Origin of the sequence: Salipiger sp., from assembly GCF_048261495.1 — a bacterium.
In the GTDB taxonomy this organism is placed as follows: Bacteria; Pseudomonadota; Alphaproteobacteria; order Rhodobacterales; family Rhodobacteraceae; genus Salipiger.
This window is the reverse complement of sequence record NZ_JBLXFX010000005.1, coordinates 110,774-126,980: the sequence shown is the minus strand read 5'-3', so window position 1 is coordinate 126,980 and position 16,207 is coordinate 110,774. Positions and strand designations below refer to the sequence as shown.

The 16,207-nt window shown below is 67.6% G+C and carries 15 protein-coding genes; 10 read left to right on the top strand and 5 right to left on the bottom strand.

The features are described from left to right. Nucleotides 1-32: 32 nt before the first annotated feature. Nucleotides 33-2,495: a calcium-binding protein gene (locus tag ACN0RJ_RS11965; protein ID WP_417724401.1), complete on the bottom strand. Its 2,463-nt coding sequence runs from the start codon at nt 2,493-2,495 to the stop codon at nt 33-35. Nucleotides 2,496-2,866: 371 nt separating this feature from the next. Here ACN0RJ_RS11965 and ACN0RJ_RS11960 point away from each other — a divergent pair, with 371 nt between their 5' ends. Then, nucleotides 2,867-4,345, top strand: a complete 1,479-nt coding sequence (locus ACN0RJ_RS11960; RefSeq protein WP_417724400.1) for an alpha/beta fold hydrolase — start codon at nt 2,867-2,869, stop codon at nt 4,343-4,345. Nucleotides 4,346-4,358: 13 nt separating this feature from the next. Here ACN0RJ_RS11960 and ACN0RJ_RS11955 read toward each other — a convergent pair whose 3' ends face one another. After that, a complete protein-coding gene (locus ACN0RJ_RS11955) occupies nt 4,359-4,970 on the bottom strand; it encodes a TetR/AcrR family transcriptional regulator (RefSeq protein WP_417720102.1) in 612 nt (203 codons plus the stop codon). A gap of 106 nt (nt 4,971-5,076) precedes the next feature. On the opposite strand from ACN0RJ_RS11955, the gene ACN0RJ_RS11950 reads away from it, so the two are divergent. The 3 genes from ACN0RJ_RS11950 to ACN0RJ_RS11940 all read left to right on the top strand — a co-directional run bounded on the left by ACN0RJ_RS11950 (nt 5,077) and on the right by ACN0RJ_RS11940 (nt 7,108). After that, nucleotides 5,077-5,754, top strand: a complete 678-nt coding sequence (locus ACN0RJ_RS11950; protein WP_417724399.1) for a PspA/IM30 family protein — start codon at nt 5,077-5,079, stop codon at nt 5,752-5,754. Between the two features lie 43 nt (nt 5,755-5,797). Continuing rightward, nucleotides 5,798-6,070, top strand: a complete 273-nt coding sequence (locus tag ACN0RJ_RS11945) for a YiaA/YiaB family inner membrane protein (protein ID WP_417720100.1) — start codon at nt 5,798-5,800, stop codon at nt 6,068-6,070. Between the two features lie 63 nt (nt 6,071-6,133). After that, on the top strand, nt 6,134-7,108 hold the full coding sequence (locus tag ACN0RJ_RS11940; protein ID WP_417724398.1) for a DUF4105 domain-containing protein: 975 nt from the start codon (nt 6,134-6,136) through the stop codon (nt 7,106-7,108). A gap of 3 nt (nt 7,109-7,111) precedes the next feature. Here the strand turns inward: ACN0RJ_RS11940 and ACN0RJ_RS11935 are convergent, their stop codons facing one another. Next, entirely contained in the window at nt 7,112-7,948 is an 837-nt protein-coding gene (locus tag ACN0RJ_RS11935) for a GNAT family N-acetyltransferase (RefSeq protein ID WP_417724397.1), read from the bottom strand. Next, nucleotides 7,945-8,631, bottom strand: coding sequence for a GntR family transcriptional regulator (locus ACN0RJ_RS11930; protein WP_417720097.1), 687 nt, complete (start codon nt 8,629-8,631; stop codon nt 7,945-7,947). The genes ACN0RJ_RS11935 and ACN0RJ_RS11930 overlap by 4 nt, the downstream gene beginning before the upstream one ends. Before the next feature lie 239 nt (nt 8,632-8,870). Here ACN0RJ_RS11930 and ACN0RJ_RS11925 point away from each other — a divergent pair, with 239 nt between their 5' ends. The 6 genes from ACN0RJ_RS11925 (at nt 8,871) to ACN0RJ_RS11900 (ending at nt 14,592) form a co-directional block, all read left to right on the top strand. After that, the gene (locus tag ACN0RJ_RS11925; protein WP_417720096.1) at nt 8,871-9,845 is read left to right on the top strand and encodes an ABC transporter ATP-binding protein; all 975 of its coding nucleotides are present in this window, start codon (nt 8,871-8,873) and stop codon (nt 9,843-9,845) included. 53 nt (nt 9,846-9,898) lie between these two features. Continuing rightward, nucleotides 9,899-11,164 (top strand): ABC transporter substrate-binding protein, encoded by a 1,266-nt coding sequence (locus ACN0RJ_RS11920; RefSeq protein WP_417720095.1) that lies wholly within the window; start codon nt 9,899-9,901, stop codon nt 11,162-11,164. Between the two features lie 121 nt (nt 11,165-11,285). Continuing rightward, nucleotides 11,286-12,140 carry an ABC transporter permease gene (locus tag ACN0RJ_RS11915; RefSeq protein ID WP_417720094.1) on the top strand — a complete coding sequence of 285 codons (855 nt, stop codon included), beginning with the start codon at nt 11,286-11,288 and terminating at the stop codon, nt 12,138-12,140. 72 nt (nt 12,141-12,212) lie between these two features. Then, nucleotides 12,213-13,049 carry an ABC transporter permease gene (locus tag ACN0RJ_RS11910; RefSeq protein ID WP_417724396.1) on the top strand — a complete coding sequence of 279 codons (837 nt, stop codon included), beginning with the start codon at nt 12,213-12,215 and terminating at the stop codon, nt 13,047-13,049. Further along, on the top strand, nt 13,046-13,708 hold the full coding sequence (locus ACN0RJ_RS11905) for an aspartate/glutamate racemase family protein (protein ID WP_417724395.1): 663 nt from the start codon (nt 13,046-13,048) through the stop codon (nt 13,706-13,708). The genes ACN0RJ_RS11910 and ACN0RJ_RS11905 overlap by 4 nt, the downstream gene beginning before the upstream one ends. Further along, nucleotides 13,705-14,592 (top strand): polysaccharide deacetylase family protein, encoded by an 888-nt coding sequence (locus ACN0RJ_RS11900; RefSeq protein ID WP_417724394.1) that lies wholly within the window; start codon nt 13,705-13,707, stop codon nt 14,590-14,592. Before ACN0RJ_RS11905 ends, ACN0RJ_RS11900 begins: the two co-directional genes overlap by 4 nt. Nucleotides 14,593-14,659: 67 nt before the next feature. Here the strand turns inward: ACN0RJ_RS11900 and ACN0RJ_RS11895 are convergent, their stop codons facing one another. Continuing rightward, nucleotides 14,660-16,039, bottom strand: a complete 1,380-nt coding sequence (locus ACN0RJ_RS11895; protein WP_417724393.1) for an aspartate aminotransferase family protein — start codon at nt 16,037-16,039, stop codon at nt 14,660-14,662. Between the last annotated feature and the right edge of the window lie 168 nt (nt 16,040-16,207).

The following is a 16,207-nucleotide window of genomic DNA, read 5'->3' as shown; positions in this document are numbered from 1 at the left end:
GTCGTGCTTGGCGGGGGGTGCAACCCGCGCCGTCAGAACCCGAAGAGCGATTCGGGCAGGTGGAAGCCCAGCTCGTCGAAGATGAAATCGTCGCCGGTCAGCCCGGTCACGCCCTCGACCACGACGACGCCGCTGCCGCCGACGGTGGAGAGGTTGAGGATGGTGTCCCCGCCGACCTCGACCAGCGCGGGCGACAGGTCGGTGAAGCTGGTGATGCCGAGCTGCGCGAGGTTGATGAGATCCTCTCCGACCGTGAAATCGGCAATCTGGTCGGTATCGCTCTGCAGGCCGAAGACAAAGACGTCGGACCCCGCTCCGCCGATCAGGGTGTCGTTGCCGGCATCGCCGAAGAGGAAGTCCGCCCCGTTGCCGCCTTCGATCGTGTCGGCGCCGGTGCCGCCGCGCAGCTGGTCGTCGTCGTCGCCGCCGAGCAGGCTGTCGTTGCCGTCGCCGCCGATGATGGTGTCGTCGGCCTTGTTCCCGACCAGGGTGTCGTTGCCGATGCCGCCGTCGATGCTGTCGCGGCCGTCGCCGCCGATGGCGCTGTCGTTCCCGGCCTCGCCGATCAGGGTGTCGTTGCCGAGGTTGCCGCGCAGCGTGTCGTTGCCCGCGCCGCCGACGAGGCTGTCGGTGTTGCCGCCCCCGGTGAGCTGGTCCGCGCCGTCGCCGCCGATCAGCGTGTCGGCGCCGTTTTCACCGCGCAGCGTGTCGTTGCCCGCGCCGCCGTACATCAGGTCGCTGAAATCGCCGCCGAGCATGAGGTCGTTGCCGCCGTCGCCGAACAGCACGTCCGCCCCGAGCCCGCCGTCGATGACATCGTCGTCTGCGCCGCCCTCGATGGTGTCGGCATCGCCGCCGCCCGAGAGCGAATCGCTGCCGTCGCCTCCGAAGAGATGATCCGGGCCCTTGCCGCCGTCGATGGTGTCGTCGCCGTCGATGCCATGGATGGAATCGCCGGCGTTGCTGCCGGTGACGACATCGTCCGAGGTCGTGCCGATCAGGGTTTCGAAGCCGGAAAGTTCCATCCGCAGTCCGGAAGCGGCGGTGGCGAGGCCGGTGGCCATGTCGATGGTCCAGCTGTCGGACGGCATGGCCGACCAGTCGATGGTGTCCAGACCGCTGTCGCCGAAGAACCGCGACCCGCTGGCGGCGGCCAGCACCAGGAGCGTGTCGTTGCCGGCATCGCCATGATAGTCGACGCGGTCGCGCGTGGCGTGGATCGTGTCGTCGCCGTCATGGGCATGCAGAAGCCGGACGAGGCCGACCGGCGCGATGTCGTCGCCGTTGGCAGTGCCGATGATGGTGGGATCGACGTAGACGCCGGGATCGTTCGGCGTGTCGCGGGGATCGTAGATCACGGTGGTGAGCAGGCCCGAGTTGTTCTCGTAGACCACCAGCAGCCGGCCGTCCTCGAGCCCCACCGCGTCGATCGAGCGGGCCTCGTTCACCTGCTCGGCCACGACGAACTTGTCGCCGATGTTGACGCCGTCGGCGCCCACGCGCTGCCCGAACAGGATGCCGCCGTTGCCTGAATCCGCGTCGGAGTAGAAGATCACCTGCTCGCCACCCTGCAACGCGGCCGAGACCGAGTTGACGTTGCGGTCGCCGCCGCCGGTGCCGCCGATGCCGCGAATCACACCCACGGTCGCGCCGGTATCGTCGAGGATGAACTGGAACAGGTCGACGTCGTTGTCGCCCTTGGGCTTTCTGGTAAAGGAGATGCCGACGTTGCCGTTCTCGAGCACCCGGATCGCCACGTCGAATTCGTCGTCGCCGCCGGTGGCAAAGGTCCGGGTCAGGACTGACGTGCCGTCCTGTTCGACGAGCTCATAGGCGAGGCGCCCGTTGCTGCCGCGCCCGGGCTGAAAGGCGGTCGCAAAGACGATCTGGCCGTTGTCCTGCACTTCCATCTCGACGTCGAGGTTGTCGCCGCGCGTGTTGTTTGCCAGCACGCTATGGGCGTCCGACACGGTGCCGCTGTCATCCACGGTTCGGAACAGGATGGGGAAGGTGCCGTTGGTGGCGGACATCCGGTATCCCACGACATAACCGCCATCGGGCAGTTCCTCGACCTCGGTGCCGTGAAAGCTGTCGCCGTTGGTTGCGGCTTCTTCCACGGTGAGGGTGGTGGCGGTATCGGGTCCGGCGGAGGAGGTGGTCCATTCCGTTGCCACGACCGCGCGGTCGGCGGCGGTGCCCCCGGTGGGCTGGACGACATAGGAGATGACGAAGCCGTCCTCGCCGAGCGGCGCGACACCGGGAAGCATCGCGTCGTTGCCCGCGCCCGCTTCGGAAAGCACGGTTTCGCCGCCGATCGGGTTGCCGAGGGGGTCGTAGAGCTGACCGCGGATGTCGGTCGTTCCGTCGGCCTGAAGGCTGGCGTAGACGACGATGAGATTGCCGTTGGCCAGTTGCGTGACCGTCACGCCGTCGGTGGTGATGGACGAGGCGCCGACGTCGATCGGAGCGGTCCAAAGTTCGGGAATCTGGGGCATAATGCGTCCTTGTACGGTGTCGTATGGTGTCAAAAATCGGCTGCGCTTCAGCGACCGGCTGGGGTGGCTGACCAAAAATGCTGGCTGGTTCCGCCGGGTGTGGTCGCATCGTCCCCGTCCAGCGTTGTCGCGAGCGTTGTAACGAGCGTTGTAAGCGGGCCGTGAAGCGTTGAAATTTGCCGCGAACTGTCCGAAGACTGCGCCTGCGTACCCGGGCGCGGGGCTTGTCGCATCCGGAGTCGGCGGAATGCCCGAAAAACATGCAGAACACGAATCCGAATCGACTCTTCGTTCGGAGGTTGCGTGACGCCGGACCTGTCGCGCGCGCAGGATCGTAGAGAACTGAGCAGGAAAACGGGGACCATGTGCCCATGAGCATAGACATTTCGCTTCTCGGAGAGCTGCGGGTCTTTCGCGGCGGGGAAGAGGTCGCCCTTCCGGCGTCGCGAAAGGCGCGCGCGCTTCTGGCCTTTCTGGTGGCGACGGACCGGCCGCACCGGCGGGAACGGCTGTGCGAGCTGCTCTGGGATCTGCCGGACGACCCCAAGGCCGCTCTGCGCTGGTCGCTCAGCAAGCTGCGCAAGGTGGTGGACGATCCCGACCGCCCGCGCATCATCGCGGACCGCGAGCGCGTCGCCTTCCGGACCGAGGGCATCGGGGTCGACCTGCGCACCGTCTACGACCGCCTGCAACCGGGCGCCGACGCCCTGAGCGTGGAGGATCTGGAGGAGCTGGCCCGGCAACTGGCGCCGGTGCTGCTGGACGGACTTGACGGGGCGGGGGACGATGGTTTCGCCTCCTGGCTGATGGCCGAGCGCGAGGATGCGCTGGCGGCGCGGGTCAAGGTGCTCCGTGCGCTTGCCGGGCGGGCGGACGTGGACCCGTCCTCGGCGCGCAAGTGGCGGCGCCTGCTGCAGGAGGCCGACCCGCTGGCGACGCTTCCGGACCAGCCCGACCCGGAACCCGCGGCGGCCGTCTCGGCGCCGGTTGCCGCCAATGCGCTGCGGGCGCAGCGGATCGGCTTCTGCAAGGTGCGCGACGGAACCAACATCGCCTATGCGACCATCGGATCCGGCCGGCCGCTGCTGAAGGCGGCGAACTGGCTCAACCACCTGGAATTCGACTGGGCCAGCCCGATCTGGGGCGGCAGCTTTGCCGAACTGGCCCGGGACCGGACCTTCGTGCGCTACGACGAACGCGGCTGCGGACTGTCGGACTGGGATGTCGACGACCTGGGCTTCGACGCATTTGTCGAGGATCTCGAAGTCGTGGCGGATTCGCTGGGACTCGACCGGTTTCCGCTGCTGGGAATCTCGCAGGGGGCGGCGGTGTCGATCGAATATGCCGTGCGCCATCCCGAGCGGGTGAGCGGCCTTATCCTGATCGGCGGCTATGCGGCGGGCTGGCGTCATCTGTGCAGCCCCGAGGAACAGGCCCGCCGCGAAGCGGTGCTGACCCTGACCGAACTCGGCTGGGGCACCGACAACCCCGCCTACAGGCACATCTTTTCGCAGACCTTCATGCCCGACGCCCCGCCCGAGGGACTGGCCTGGTTCGACGATTTCCAGCGCCGCACCACCTCGCCCCGCAATGCCGCGCGCTTCCAGAACGCCTTCGGGCTGATCGACGTGCGGGACCGGCTGGGGCAGGTGCGCGCCCCGACGCTGGTGCTGCATTCCAAGCTCGACCAGCGTATTCCGCTGGAGCTGGGGCGCGACATGGCCATGGGCATTCCCGGCGCGGAATTCGTGCCGCTGGACAGCCGCAACCACATCCTCGTCAACCAGGAACCGGCTTGGACGGTGTGCTTTGCCACCATCGGCCGCTTCCTGGCCGAGCACGGGATCTAGCCGCGACCCGGTCTCAGGGCCGCGCGGCCGCCGATCCCCGCGCCAGGGTCTCGACCAGCGCCGCGACCTCCTCGCGCAGCGCCTCGGCGGGGACGCCCACGAACCGGCCCTGCAGGGCAAGGTGGACGACGCCGTGCACCGCGGCAAAGATGGTGCGGGCACGCAGCGCCAGCGCCTCGGCCCCGAGATCCGGGCGCAGGCGGGAGAGCGGCGGGACGATGACCTCGATCAGCACCGCGTGGTCGCGCTTGTGCCAGTCCGGAATCCCGCGCCCCTCGGGGAGACGGTGTTCGAACAGCGTCTGCCACAGCCGCCGGTTTTCCGTCGCAAAGGTTATGTAGGCCGAAGCCAGAGCCTGCATGGCGGTTTCGGGATCCTCCGCCTCGTCGGGGAGGGTTGCCCTCAGCGCCGCGCCCAGACGGGTCAGCGTGCGGGCATTCACATGCAGCACCAGCATGTCCAGATCCTCTACCGCATTGTAGAGCGCGCCGAGCGCACAGCCGGCCCGCGCGGTCACGTCGCGCGCCTTGAGCCCGCCAAGTCCCTTTTCGGTCAGTTCGACCTCTGCCGCCGCGATGAGCCGCTCCCTCAGGGCTGCGCGACGCTCGTCCTGCTTGTTTCCCATTCGTCATCCGATCGTTTCCTGAACGTTGTTCAAAAATATCTTGAACAACGTTCACGCCTCTGGCATACAGGCTTCATGAACAACGTTCATACGAAAGGAGCGCACGATGTTCAAGATGGTCACCACCCTGATGCGGGGCCGCAGCCACGACGCGGTCGAGGCCTTTGCCGACGCCAACGCCCTGTCGATCCTGCGTCAGCAGCTGCGCGACGCGGCGGACGGGCTTGAGAAGGCCAAGCGCGCGGTTGCGGTCGTCATGGCCTACGCGGCCCGCGAACGGCAGACCGCGGCGCGGATCGCCGGGCAGATCGGCGATCTCGAAACCCGCGCGATGGACGCGATCCGGCAGGGGCGGGACGATCTCGCCACAGAGGCCGCCGCGGCGATTGCCGAACTCGAAGCCGAACAGGCCGCCGTCGCCAGGGCCATCGCCCATTACGACACCGAGATCCGCGGCCTGCGCGAGCAGGTCGGCCTTGCCGGGCAGCGGCTGCGGGCGCTTCAGCGCGGCAAGCAGATCGCCGATGCCTGCGACCGCACCCAGAAGCTGCGCGGGACCATGCCCCGGGGTTTTCCGGCCAGCCTGCGCGAGGCGGAGGAGACGCTGGAGCGGCTCCGGTCCCGCCAGGAGCACGCCGAGGAGGTCGAGATCGCGCTGAGCGACCTTTCCGTCGACACCAGCGCCGGGGCGACAGCGGCCCGGATGGCCGCCGCCGGGTGCGGCGCCCCGCTTCGCCCGGACGCGGCGCAGGTTCTCGACCGCCTGCGCGCGCAGGCCCACTGACCACGATCCCCCTTCCATCCACCATATTCCGAGGAACACGAAAATGTCCGACTACAAGCCCAAGGTCTCGAACGCCTGGAACCTCTTCACCTACTTCAATTTCTCCGTTGCCGCGCTGATGATGGCCGGTGGCATCTGGTCGCTCGAAGCGAGCTTTTCGGCCAAGGGCTACTACGCGATGGCCACGCTGATGCTGGTCTATTCCACCGCCTCGATCACCAAGGCGCTGCGCGACAAGGAGGAATCCGACCGCATCTACAATAAGCTCGAAGACGCGCGCACCGAACGGATGCTGGCGCAAGCTTCGGCCGAGTGACAGATTTGACCCGCCGGGCGGAGCCTGCGTTCCGCCCGGCCGAGCTTTGACAGGATCGACTCCATGCCCCGTATCGCCCGCATCCTCGCCCACCTGATCTTCGGCCTGGTGGTTCTTTCCGGCACGGCCTGGAGCGCCACCGCGCTCTGGCTGCACCTTTCCGGCGCACCGCGCCTCCTGGCCCTGGCCGCGCTCGGCGCCGCGGCGCTTGCGGCGCTGGTGCTGCGCGCGCGGTCGCGCCGGGCGGGGTGGGGCGCGCTGCTGGTCGCGGCGCTGGCGGTAGGCGGCTGGTATCAGACCATCACGCCGCAGCAGTCCCGGACCTGGGACAGGGACGTGGCGCGGGGCGTCACCGCGCGGGTCGAGGGCGATATCGTGACGCTGGGCAATGTCCGGGATTTCGACTGGACCTCGCCCACCGAGGCGACCGAACGCTGGATCGAGCGGCGCCACGACCTCGACCGGCTCGAAACCGTGGACATGCTGACCTCGGTCTGGGACAGCCCCGACATCGCGCACCTGCTGGTGAGCTTCGGCTTTGCGGACGGGGAACACGTGGTCTTTTCCGTCGAGATCCGCCGCGAGGCCGGTGAACGCTTCAACGAGATCGGCGGTTTCTTCCGTCAGTTCGAACTGGTGCTGATCGGCGCGACGGAGCGCGATATCGTCCGCCTGCGCACCGACCACAGGCAGGAGGATGTCCGGATGTACCCGGTCCTTCTCACCCCCGAGCAGCGGCGCGCGATGTTTCTTTCGTACGTGGGGCTCGCGCAGCGGCTGGAGGCGGAACCCGCCTTCTACAACACCCTGACCGCGAACTGCACGACCGTGGTCTACCAGCTTGCGAAGACGCTGAAATCCGACCTGCCGCTGGACTGGCGGCTGGTGATGTCGGGCCACCTGCCGGAATATCTCGACAGTCTCGGGGTGCTGGGCGGCGACGGCCCGCTGGTCGACCGGATCGCGGCGGCCGGGATCGGCGAGCGTGCCCGCGCGGCGGCAGGGCGGGAGTATTCCGACGCGATCCGGGGGCGTTGAGCGCTAGCCGAGTTCCATCGTGGCGATGGCCTGGAGACGGGCCGTCGCCTTGGGCGGTGCGCCGCGATACATCCGGGCGGTCGCGAAGGTCTCGACAAAGCCCAGCCCCCCGAGCCGGTCCGAGAGCGCGGTATTGGCCGAGGGCAGATCGACGATGACCGGCGCTTCGGGCATGGCCGCCACCGCCGCGCGGATCAGCACCAGCGCCGCCTCCGCATCCGGCGCGACGATGGGGCCCAGCTTGACCCCGTCGCGGCAGCGCCGGGCGGTGACAAAGCCGGTCGGACCCGTCGCGTCATGCAGGACGAGGGTGCGCCGGTGTTCGGTCCGTTCGAGCCAGGCAGAGAGGAAGGCGGGCCGTTCGAAGCCGTTGGCTGCGGTGTCCAACGCCTCGATCCGCTCCTGATCGTCGGGCCGGAAGGGCCTGACGTCGGCGGCCTCGGCGGCCTCGGGCCGGCCTTCGAACCGGCGGGTGGCGCCGAGCCGCGCGAAGCCGGATTTCGCATAGTTGCCTTCCTGCGCCGCGACCCCGTCCAGCCCCACGGTGCGCGTCCCGGCGTGTTCCAGCGCCCGGGTCCAGAGCGCGAAGCCGATGCCGCGGCCGCGGTGATCCGGGTGGCAGATGTAGAGCCCGAGAAAGGCGAGCCGGTCGCAATGGTTCACCACCGAAATGGCGGCCACGGGCGCGCCCGCGATCTCGGCCACGAAGACCCCGTCGGGATCGGCGGCGTGAAAGGCCGGGGCATCGTCCAGCCCGGGATTCCAGCCTTCGGCCGCCGCCCAGTCGAGGATGCGGCAAAGGTCGTCGGGCCGCGCGATCCGGAAGTCCGCCGGGGTCATTTGCCGAGCGCCTCGCGCAGGGAATTGGGCGCGGCGTTGTGGTTGCGCAGGTCGAGAGAGGTCAGCAGGTCGAGCAGGTGGCTTTTCATCAGGTCCTCGGCAAGCGGCCCGTCGCGGTTGGCGAAGGCGGTCATGATGGCGTGGTGCGCATGGCTTTCGCACATCGCGGCCCGGCGTTGCCAGTAGAGCGCGATGATGAGCGAGGAGCGCGACACGAGTTCCGAGACGAAGGCCTCGATCGTCGCCTGATCGGCCATGCGGGCGATCTCGATGTGGAACAGGCCGGAGAGGTACAGCGCCCGGCCGTTTTCGCCCGCGTCAAGGGCCGCATGTTCCGCGTCGATATGGGCCCGCAGGGTGGCGAGATGGTCGTCGGTCATCCGCTCTGCCGCCGACCGGGCGGTGCGCGGTTCGAGAAGGGCGCGCGCCTCGAACACCTCGCGGGCCTCGCGGACCGAGGGCTGCGCCACATAGGCGCCCCGGTTGCGGCGATGTTCGACCAGCCGCCGGTGGCCGAGGCCCTGCAGCGCGGCGCGCACCGTGGTGCGGCTGATGCCGTAGACCTCGCCGATCTCGTCCTCGCCCAGCTTGGTGCCGGGCGGCAGGCGATGCTCGAGTATCGCACGCTCCAGGTCGGCGGCGACGGAATCGGCGCTTCCGGGGATCACATGCACCTCGTTCATCACGCACCTCCTGTTGCGCCCGACTGTGCGTGACCCTCGCCGGACAGGCAAGCCGCAGCGCGAATCGAGGATTGAGAACTATGTTGTATACAATCTTGTTTCGGAAAATGTGCACATACACCCTGCATCTGCGTAAACAATGGGCATTTGTCGTTTTCGCGCTGCCGCCGCGTGGAAATCCTCTGCCGGACTCCGCCGCGCCGGGACAGGGTTGGGGAAACGCTGACCATGGGGGCAGGATGCGGACGGGATACGATCTGGAACTGGTGCATCTGACGAAGCGCTACGGCGAAACGGTGGCGGTGCGCGATCTCAACCACGTGTTCTCGCCGGGCAGCTATGTCTGCCTGCTGGGCCCGTCGGGCTGCGGCAAATCCTCGACCCTGCGGATGATCGCCGGTCACGAGAGTGTCAGCGACGGCGCGATCCTGCTGGATGGGGCCGACGTGTCGCACCTGTCGCCGGCGCAGCGCGGTACCGCCATGATGTTCCAGAGCTATGCGCTGTTCCCGCACCTTTCGGTGCGCGACAACGTCGCCTTTTCGCTGCGGATGAAGGGGGTCGACAAGGACAAGCGTCACGCCCGCGCCGACGAGCTGCTGGAACTCGTGCAGATGACCGCGCTGGCGGATCGCCTGCCGACGCAGCTTTCGGGCGGTCAGCAGCAGCGCGTGGCGCTGGCCCGCGCGCTGATCACCCAGCCCAAGGTGCTGCTGCTGGACGAACCGCTTTCGGCGCTGGACCCGTTCCTGCGCATCCAGATGCGGGCGGAACTGAAGAAGCTGCAGCGCGAACTGGGCATCACCTTCATCCACGTCACGCACGGTCAGGACGAGGCGCTGGCCCTCGCGGACGAGGTGGTGGTGATGAACAACGCGGTGATCGAACAGGCCGGCCCCCCGCGCGAGGTCTGGGGCGCGCCGCGCACCGAGTTCGTCGCCCGTTTCATGGGCGGGCACAATGTCATCAGCCTGGACGGCGGCAAGGTCGCGCTGCGCGCCGACGACGTGCGCCTCGGCGCGGCGGGGCTGCCCGCGACGGTGACCGCCGTCGAATACCAGGGCGCGACCGTGGCGCTCCAGACCCGCACCGAGGGCGGGGAGGAGGTGCTCGCCATCCTGCCCGAAGACCAGTTCTTTACCGCACCGAAATCCCCGGGCGACGCGGTGACGCTTGCCTGGGACGAGGGGCGGCTGCACCGCCTCCAAGCCTGAAGACGGGCCTGAAAACGGGTCCGGAACAACACTGCAACAAGGGAAGAAAACCTATGTCCAAGATGAGATACAGCCGCCGCTCCATGCTGAAGGGTGGCGCGGCCATCGCCGCGGCCAGCGCGTTCCCCGCCCCGATGGTCTGGGCGCAGGACATCAAGAACGTGACCCTGCGCCAGTTCGGCACCGGGGTGTCGAACCTCAACGACGTGGCGACCAAGGTGAAGGAAGACCTCGGTTTCACGCTGGAGATGACCGCGCTCGATTCCGACAGCGTGACGCAGCGCGCCGCCACCCAGCCCGACAGTTTCGACATCGCCGACATCGAATACTGGATCTGCAAGAAGGTCTGGCCGACGGGCAACCTGCAGGCGATGGATGTCAGCAAGATCAAGAACTACGACAAGATCGTCGGCATCTTCAAATCCGGCAAGCTGACGCCGGACTCGGTGATCGCGCAGGGCACCGCGCCGCATACCGTCGGTTTCATCCCCGAGCCGGGCGCCACGACCTTCGCGACCGAAGAGACCAACTGGATGACCCTCATCCCGACGATCTACAATGCCGACACGCTGGGCATCCGCCCCGATCTCATCGGCCGCCCCATCGACACCTGGGCCGAGCTGCTGAACCCCGAGTTCAAGGGCAAGGCCAGCATCCTCGACATCTCGTCGATCGGCATCATGGACATGGCCATGGTCTGCGAGGCCATGGGCGAGATCCAGTACGGCGACAAGGGCAACATGACCAAGGAGGAGATCGACAAGACCATGGCGATCTTCACCGAGGCCAAGAAGGCCGGCCAGTTCCGCGCCTTCTGGAAGACCTTCGACGAGTCGGTGAACCTGATGGCCTCCGGCGAGGTGGTGATCCAGTCGATGTGGTCGCCCGCGATCACCGCGGTGAAATCCCGCGGCATCGACTGCGTCTACCAGCCGCTGAAGGAAGGCTACCGGTCGTGGGGCGGCGGCATCGGCCTGTCGTCCTCGCTGTCGGGGCTCGAACTGGATGCGGCCTATGAATACATCAACTGGTATCTCTCCGGCTGGGTCGGCGGCTACCTGATGCGTCAGGGCTATTACTCGGCGGTTCCGGAGACCTCGAAGGACTTCATGACCGAGAACGAGTGGGGCTACTGGTTCGAGGGCAAGGAGGCGACCGACGTCATCACCTCGCCCACCGGCGACCAGCTTGCCGGCGCGGGCGATCTGCGCGACGGCGGTTCCTTCGAGGAACGCATGGGCGCCGTGGCCTGCTGGAACGCCGTCATGGACGAGAACCAGTACATGGTCCGCAAGTGGAACGAGTTCATCGCGGCGTGACGCGACCCGAGGGGGATCGGAGGGCTGCCGCCCCCCGACCCCCCCGCCCGGAGGGGCTGTCGGCCCCTCCGGACCTCCCCGAGGATATTTTCCGAACCGAAGAAGGAGCGGGCGCCGCGCCATGCTGAACAATCGCACTCTGCTCGGATGGCTTCAGGCCGCGCCCCTGACCCTGGTCATGATCGGCTTTCTGCTGGCGCCGATCGTGATGATCGTGATCGTCAGCTTCTGGGGGGCGACGGAATTTTCCATCTACCCGGCATTCCAGTTCGACAACTACGCCTTTCTGTTCGGCTCGGAGGTGACCTACCGGGTGTTCCTGGCGACCTTCAAATATGCCTTCGTCACCTGGGTCTTCACCCTCGCCATCGGGTTCACGGTGGCGTATTTCCTGGCCTTCCACATTCGCAGCCAGTCGATCCAGATCGCGCTGTTCCTGGTCTGCACGATCCCGTTCTGGACCTCGAACATCATCCGGATGATCTCCTGGATTCCGTTCCTCGGGCGCAACGGCATCGCCAACAAGACGCTGATCGACTGGGGGGTGATCGACCAGCCGCTGGAGTGGCTGCTCTATTCCGATTTCTCGGTGCTGCTGGCCTTCGTGCACCTCTACACGCTGTTCATGGTGGTGCCGATCTTCAACACCATGATGCGCATCGACAAATCGCTGCTGGAGGCGGCACGGGACAACGGGGCGAGCGGCTTTCAGACCCTTCTGCACGTGATCCTGCCGCTGACCAAGCCCGGCATCATGATCGGCACGATCTTCGTGGTGACGCTGGTGATGGGGGATTTCATCACCGTGCGCTTCATGTCCGGCTCCCAGCGCGCCAACGTGGGGCGGCTGATCTCGAACGACATCGCGCTGCTGCAGTACCCCTCGGCGGCCGCGACGGCGGTGGTGCTGCTGCTGACCGTGCTCATCATGATCGCCATCCTGTTGCGCTTCGTGAACATCCGGAAGGAGCTCTAGGCGATGTCCGGACGCTCTGCCCCTGCCTGCCGCCTTACCCCCTTTCCCGAACCCGATCGGACGTGACCTGACATGGAACGACGCCCCCGCAGCTTCTACGTGCTCTCGGCCTTCTTCATCCTGTTCGTGCTGTTCCTCTACGGTCCGACCATCACCATCGGCATCCTCAGCTTCCAGGGACCGCAGGGCGGGCTGACCTTTCCGATGAACGGGGTGTCGACCTACTGGTTCGCGGACCTGTTCCGCCAGCAGGCGGTGGGCGACATCTGGGGCGCCTTCGGGCGCAGCTTCCTGCTGGGGCTGATGGTCATGGCGACGACGGTGGTGGTGTCGGTCATGGCGGGCCTTGCCTTTCGCAAGCGCTTTGCCGGATCGGCGGTGCTGTTCTACGTCGCCATCACCTCGCTGGTGATTCCGTCGATCCTGATCTCGCTCGGGGTGGGGCTGATCTTCAACCAGCTCGGACTCAAGGTGCATTGGGCGACCTCCGGCTTCGGTTCCCAGCTGACCTGGACGCTGCCCTTCGGCCTGCTCATCATGTTTGCGGTCTTCAACCGCTTCGACAAGAGCTACGAGGAGGCCGCCCGCGACCAGGGGGCGACCGCCTGGCAGACCATCCGCCACGTCGTGCTGCCGATCATCGCGCCGTCGCTGATCGGGGTCGCGCTGTTCGGCTTCACACTGTCCTACGACGAGTTCGCCCGCACCCTGCTGACCGCCGGCAGCTACAATACCCTGCCGCTTGAGGTCTTCGGGATGACGACCAACGTCACCTCGCCGGTGATCTACGCGCTGGGCACGCTGACGACGCTGTTTTCCTTTCTCATCATCGGGGTCTTTCTGTTCGCGGTCTGGCTCATGGGCAAGCGCCGGGCGCGGCTCGGGTCGGATGCCGGGAAGGGTGTATGACGCGGATCGTCTACATCAACCCCAATGCGACGCAGGCCATGACCGACGACATCGTCGCGACCGCCCGTGCCGTGCTGCCGGGGGCCGAGGTCGTCGGGCTGACCAACAGCGCCGGACCGCCCGCCATCGAGGGGCCGGAGGACGGCGACGCGGCCATTCCCGGCGTGCTGGCGCTGGTGCGCGGAGCGGCGGCGGGGGCGGATGCCATCGTGATCGCCTGTTTCGACGACACCGGCCTCGACGAGGCGCGCGCTGCGGCCTCCTGTCCGGTGCTGGGGATCGGGCAGGCCGCCTATGTCATGACGGCGCTGCTGGGGCTGCGGTTCTCTGTCGTGACCTCGGTCGATGTCGCGGTGCCGGTGATCCAGGGCAATATCGAGCGTTCGGGCTTTGCCGGGCTCTGCGCTTCGGTCCGGGCGAGCGGGCTGGCGGTGCTCGACATCGAGGCGGGGAGCGAGGCGGTCCGCGCGCGGCTGGCGTCCGAGATCGCACTGGCGCGCGACGGGGACGGTGCGGCGGCGGTGGTGCTGGGCTGTGCCGGGATGACCGGATTGCGCGACGACCTCGCGGCGCGCACCGGCGTGGTGCTGATCGACGGGGTCGTCGCCTCGGCCCGGCTGTCGGTCGCGGCGGCGGGTCTTGCCGGGGGCGGGGCGTGACCCTTCCGGGGCACGGGCGCTACGACTACGTGCCGATCACCGCGCGCCGGTCCTTCTGCTGGCCGGGCGGGCGGCGGCTGGCGGTCTATCTCGGCGTGAACCTCGAACATTTCGCCTTCAGCGGCGGACTGGGCGCGGAGCTGGCCCCCGGCGGGCCGCAACCGGATGTGCTGAACTACGCCTGGCGGGATTACGGCAACCGGGTCGGGGCCTGGCGGATGATCGGGCTGCTGGATCAGCTCGCTCTGCCCGCGACGGTGCTGGCGAACTCGGCCATGTACGGCTACGCGTCCGATCTCATGGCCGCCCATCGCGCGCGGGGGGACGAGATCGCGGGCCACGGGCGGAGCAATGCCGAACGCCAGGGCGGCATGCCCGAAGCGGCCGAGCGCGCGCTGATCGCCGAGGCCACGGCCACCATCGCCGCCGCCGAAGGGCGTGCGCCCGAGGGCTGGCTCAGCCCGTGGATCTCGGAAAGCCGGGTGACGCCGGACCTGCTGGCCGAGGCCGGGTATCGCTACACGCTCAACTGGTGCATGGACGACCAGCCGGTGTGGATGCGCACGCGCGCGGGGCGGATCCTGTCGATCCCCTATCCGCAGGAGGTGAACGACATTCCCGCCATCGTCGCGCGCAAGGACGGGGCGCAGGCCTTTGCCGACATGATCACGGAGAATTTCGACGAGATGCTGGAGCAATCCGCGGGGCAGTCGCTGGTCATGGGCATCGCGCTGCATCCCTATATCGTCGGCCAGCCCTACCGGCTGCGCGCCCTGCGCGGGGCGCTGGCGCATATCGCGGCACGGCGCGAGGAGGTCTGGATCACCCGCGCGGGCGACATCAGCCGCCATTGCCACGACGAGATCGCGGACAGCCTGGCCTAGTCCTGCGGCATGAACGGGGCCCGGCCATCGCCGTGCCGGGCCCCGGTGCCGATCCGCCGGAGCGTGGTCAGAGCAGGCCTTCTGCCCTGGCCCAGTCCAGCGCGCGGTCCAGTGCCCGGCCGATGCGGGCATGGATTTCCGCGATGTCGTCCTCGGTCACGATCAGCGGCGGGCAGAAGGCGACGGTCTCGTAGACCGCGCGCACGATCAGCCCCTCTTCGGCGGCCAGCGCCACGACCTTCTGTGCCATCTGACCCGGCGCGCCGATGGGCTCCTTGGTGTCCTTGTTGCCCATTTCGAGCCCGGCAATCAGGCCGACCCCGCGCACCTCGCCCACCAGCGGATGATCGGCAAGCTTGCGCAGGCCGCCCTGGAACAGCGGTTCCAGCCGGGCGGCGTTGCCCATCAGGTCCTTCTCTTCGATGATCTTGAGGTTTTCGAGGCCCACGGCACAGGCGACCGGGTGACCCGATCCGGTGAAGCCGTGGCCGAAGGTACCGAGCTTGGCGGTATTGTCGGCGATGGCGTTGTAGACCTTGTCGTTCACCACGATCGCCGCCAGCGGCATGTAGGACGAGGTGAGCTGTTTCGAGGTCACGAGGATATCCGGCGTGAAGCCGTATTTCTGGCAGCCCCAGGGTGCGCCGGTACGGCCGAAGCCGTTGATGACCTCGTCCGAGATCAGCAGGATGTCGTGTTTGCGGCAGATCGCCTCGACCCCCGGCCAGTAGCCTTCGGGCGGTGTCATCACGCCGCCGGCGCCCATCACCGGCTCTCCGATGAAGCCCGCGATGGTTTCGGGGCCTTCGGACAGGATGGTGTCCTCGAGCTCCTTCAGCAGGCGGGCGGTGAAGTCGGTCTCGGATTCGCCCTCCTCGGCCCAGCGCCAGTGGTGCGGGCAGGTCAGGTGGGTGACGGGGATCGCCGGAAGGTCGAAATCGCGGTGGTTGCCCGCGAGGCCGGTGAGCGAGCCCGACGCGATGGTGATGCCGTGATATCCCTTGGTCCGGGCGAGGAATTTCTTCTTCTCCGGGCGGCCGAGACCGTTGTTCAGGAACCAGGCCATCTTGACGACGGTGTCGTTGGCTTCGGACCCGGAATTGGTGAAGAACACGCGGTTCAGACCCTCGGGCGCCATCTCGGCCAGCTTCTCGGCCAGGCGGATCGAGGGTTCGTGCGCCTTGTGCGCGAAGCTGTGGTAATAGGGCAGCTTCTTGAGCTGCTCATAGGCGGCATCGGCGAGCCGGGTTTCGGAAAAGCCGACGGCGACCGACCAGAGGCCGGCGAGCCCTTCGATGTATTCCTTGCCTTCGATGTCGTAGACGCGGGCGCCGTCGCCATGCGTCATGATCATCGGACCCTTTTCCTCATGCAGGCGCATGTTGGTGTAGGGATGCATCGAATGCGCGATGTCGGAGGCGTGCAGGGAATTCGGGCGCTCGTTCATGGGAACTCCGTTGGCTGTGGCCACCCCGGCGGGGCGGCGAATCTCGGATCGGGCCGCAGGGGCCGTGTGTCGACACACTAGGACCAGATCGCCGGCGAGGTCACGGGGGGAATTTGATCAAATGTGCGCTGCGGTGCCGCTTTTCCGCCGCGCCGATGCCCGGACGGG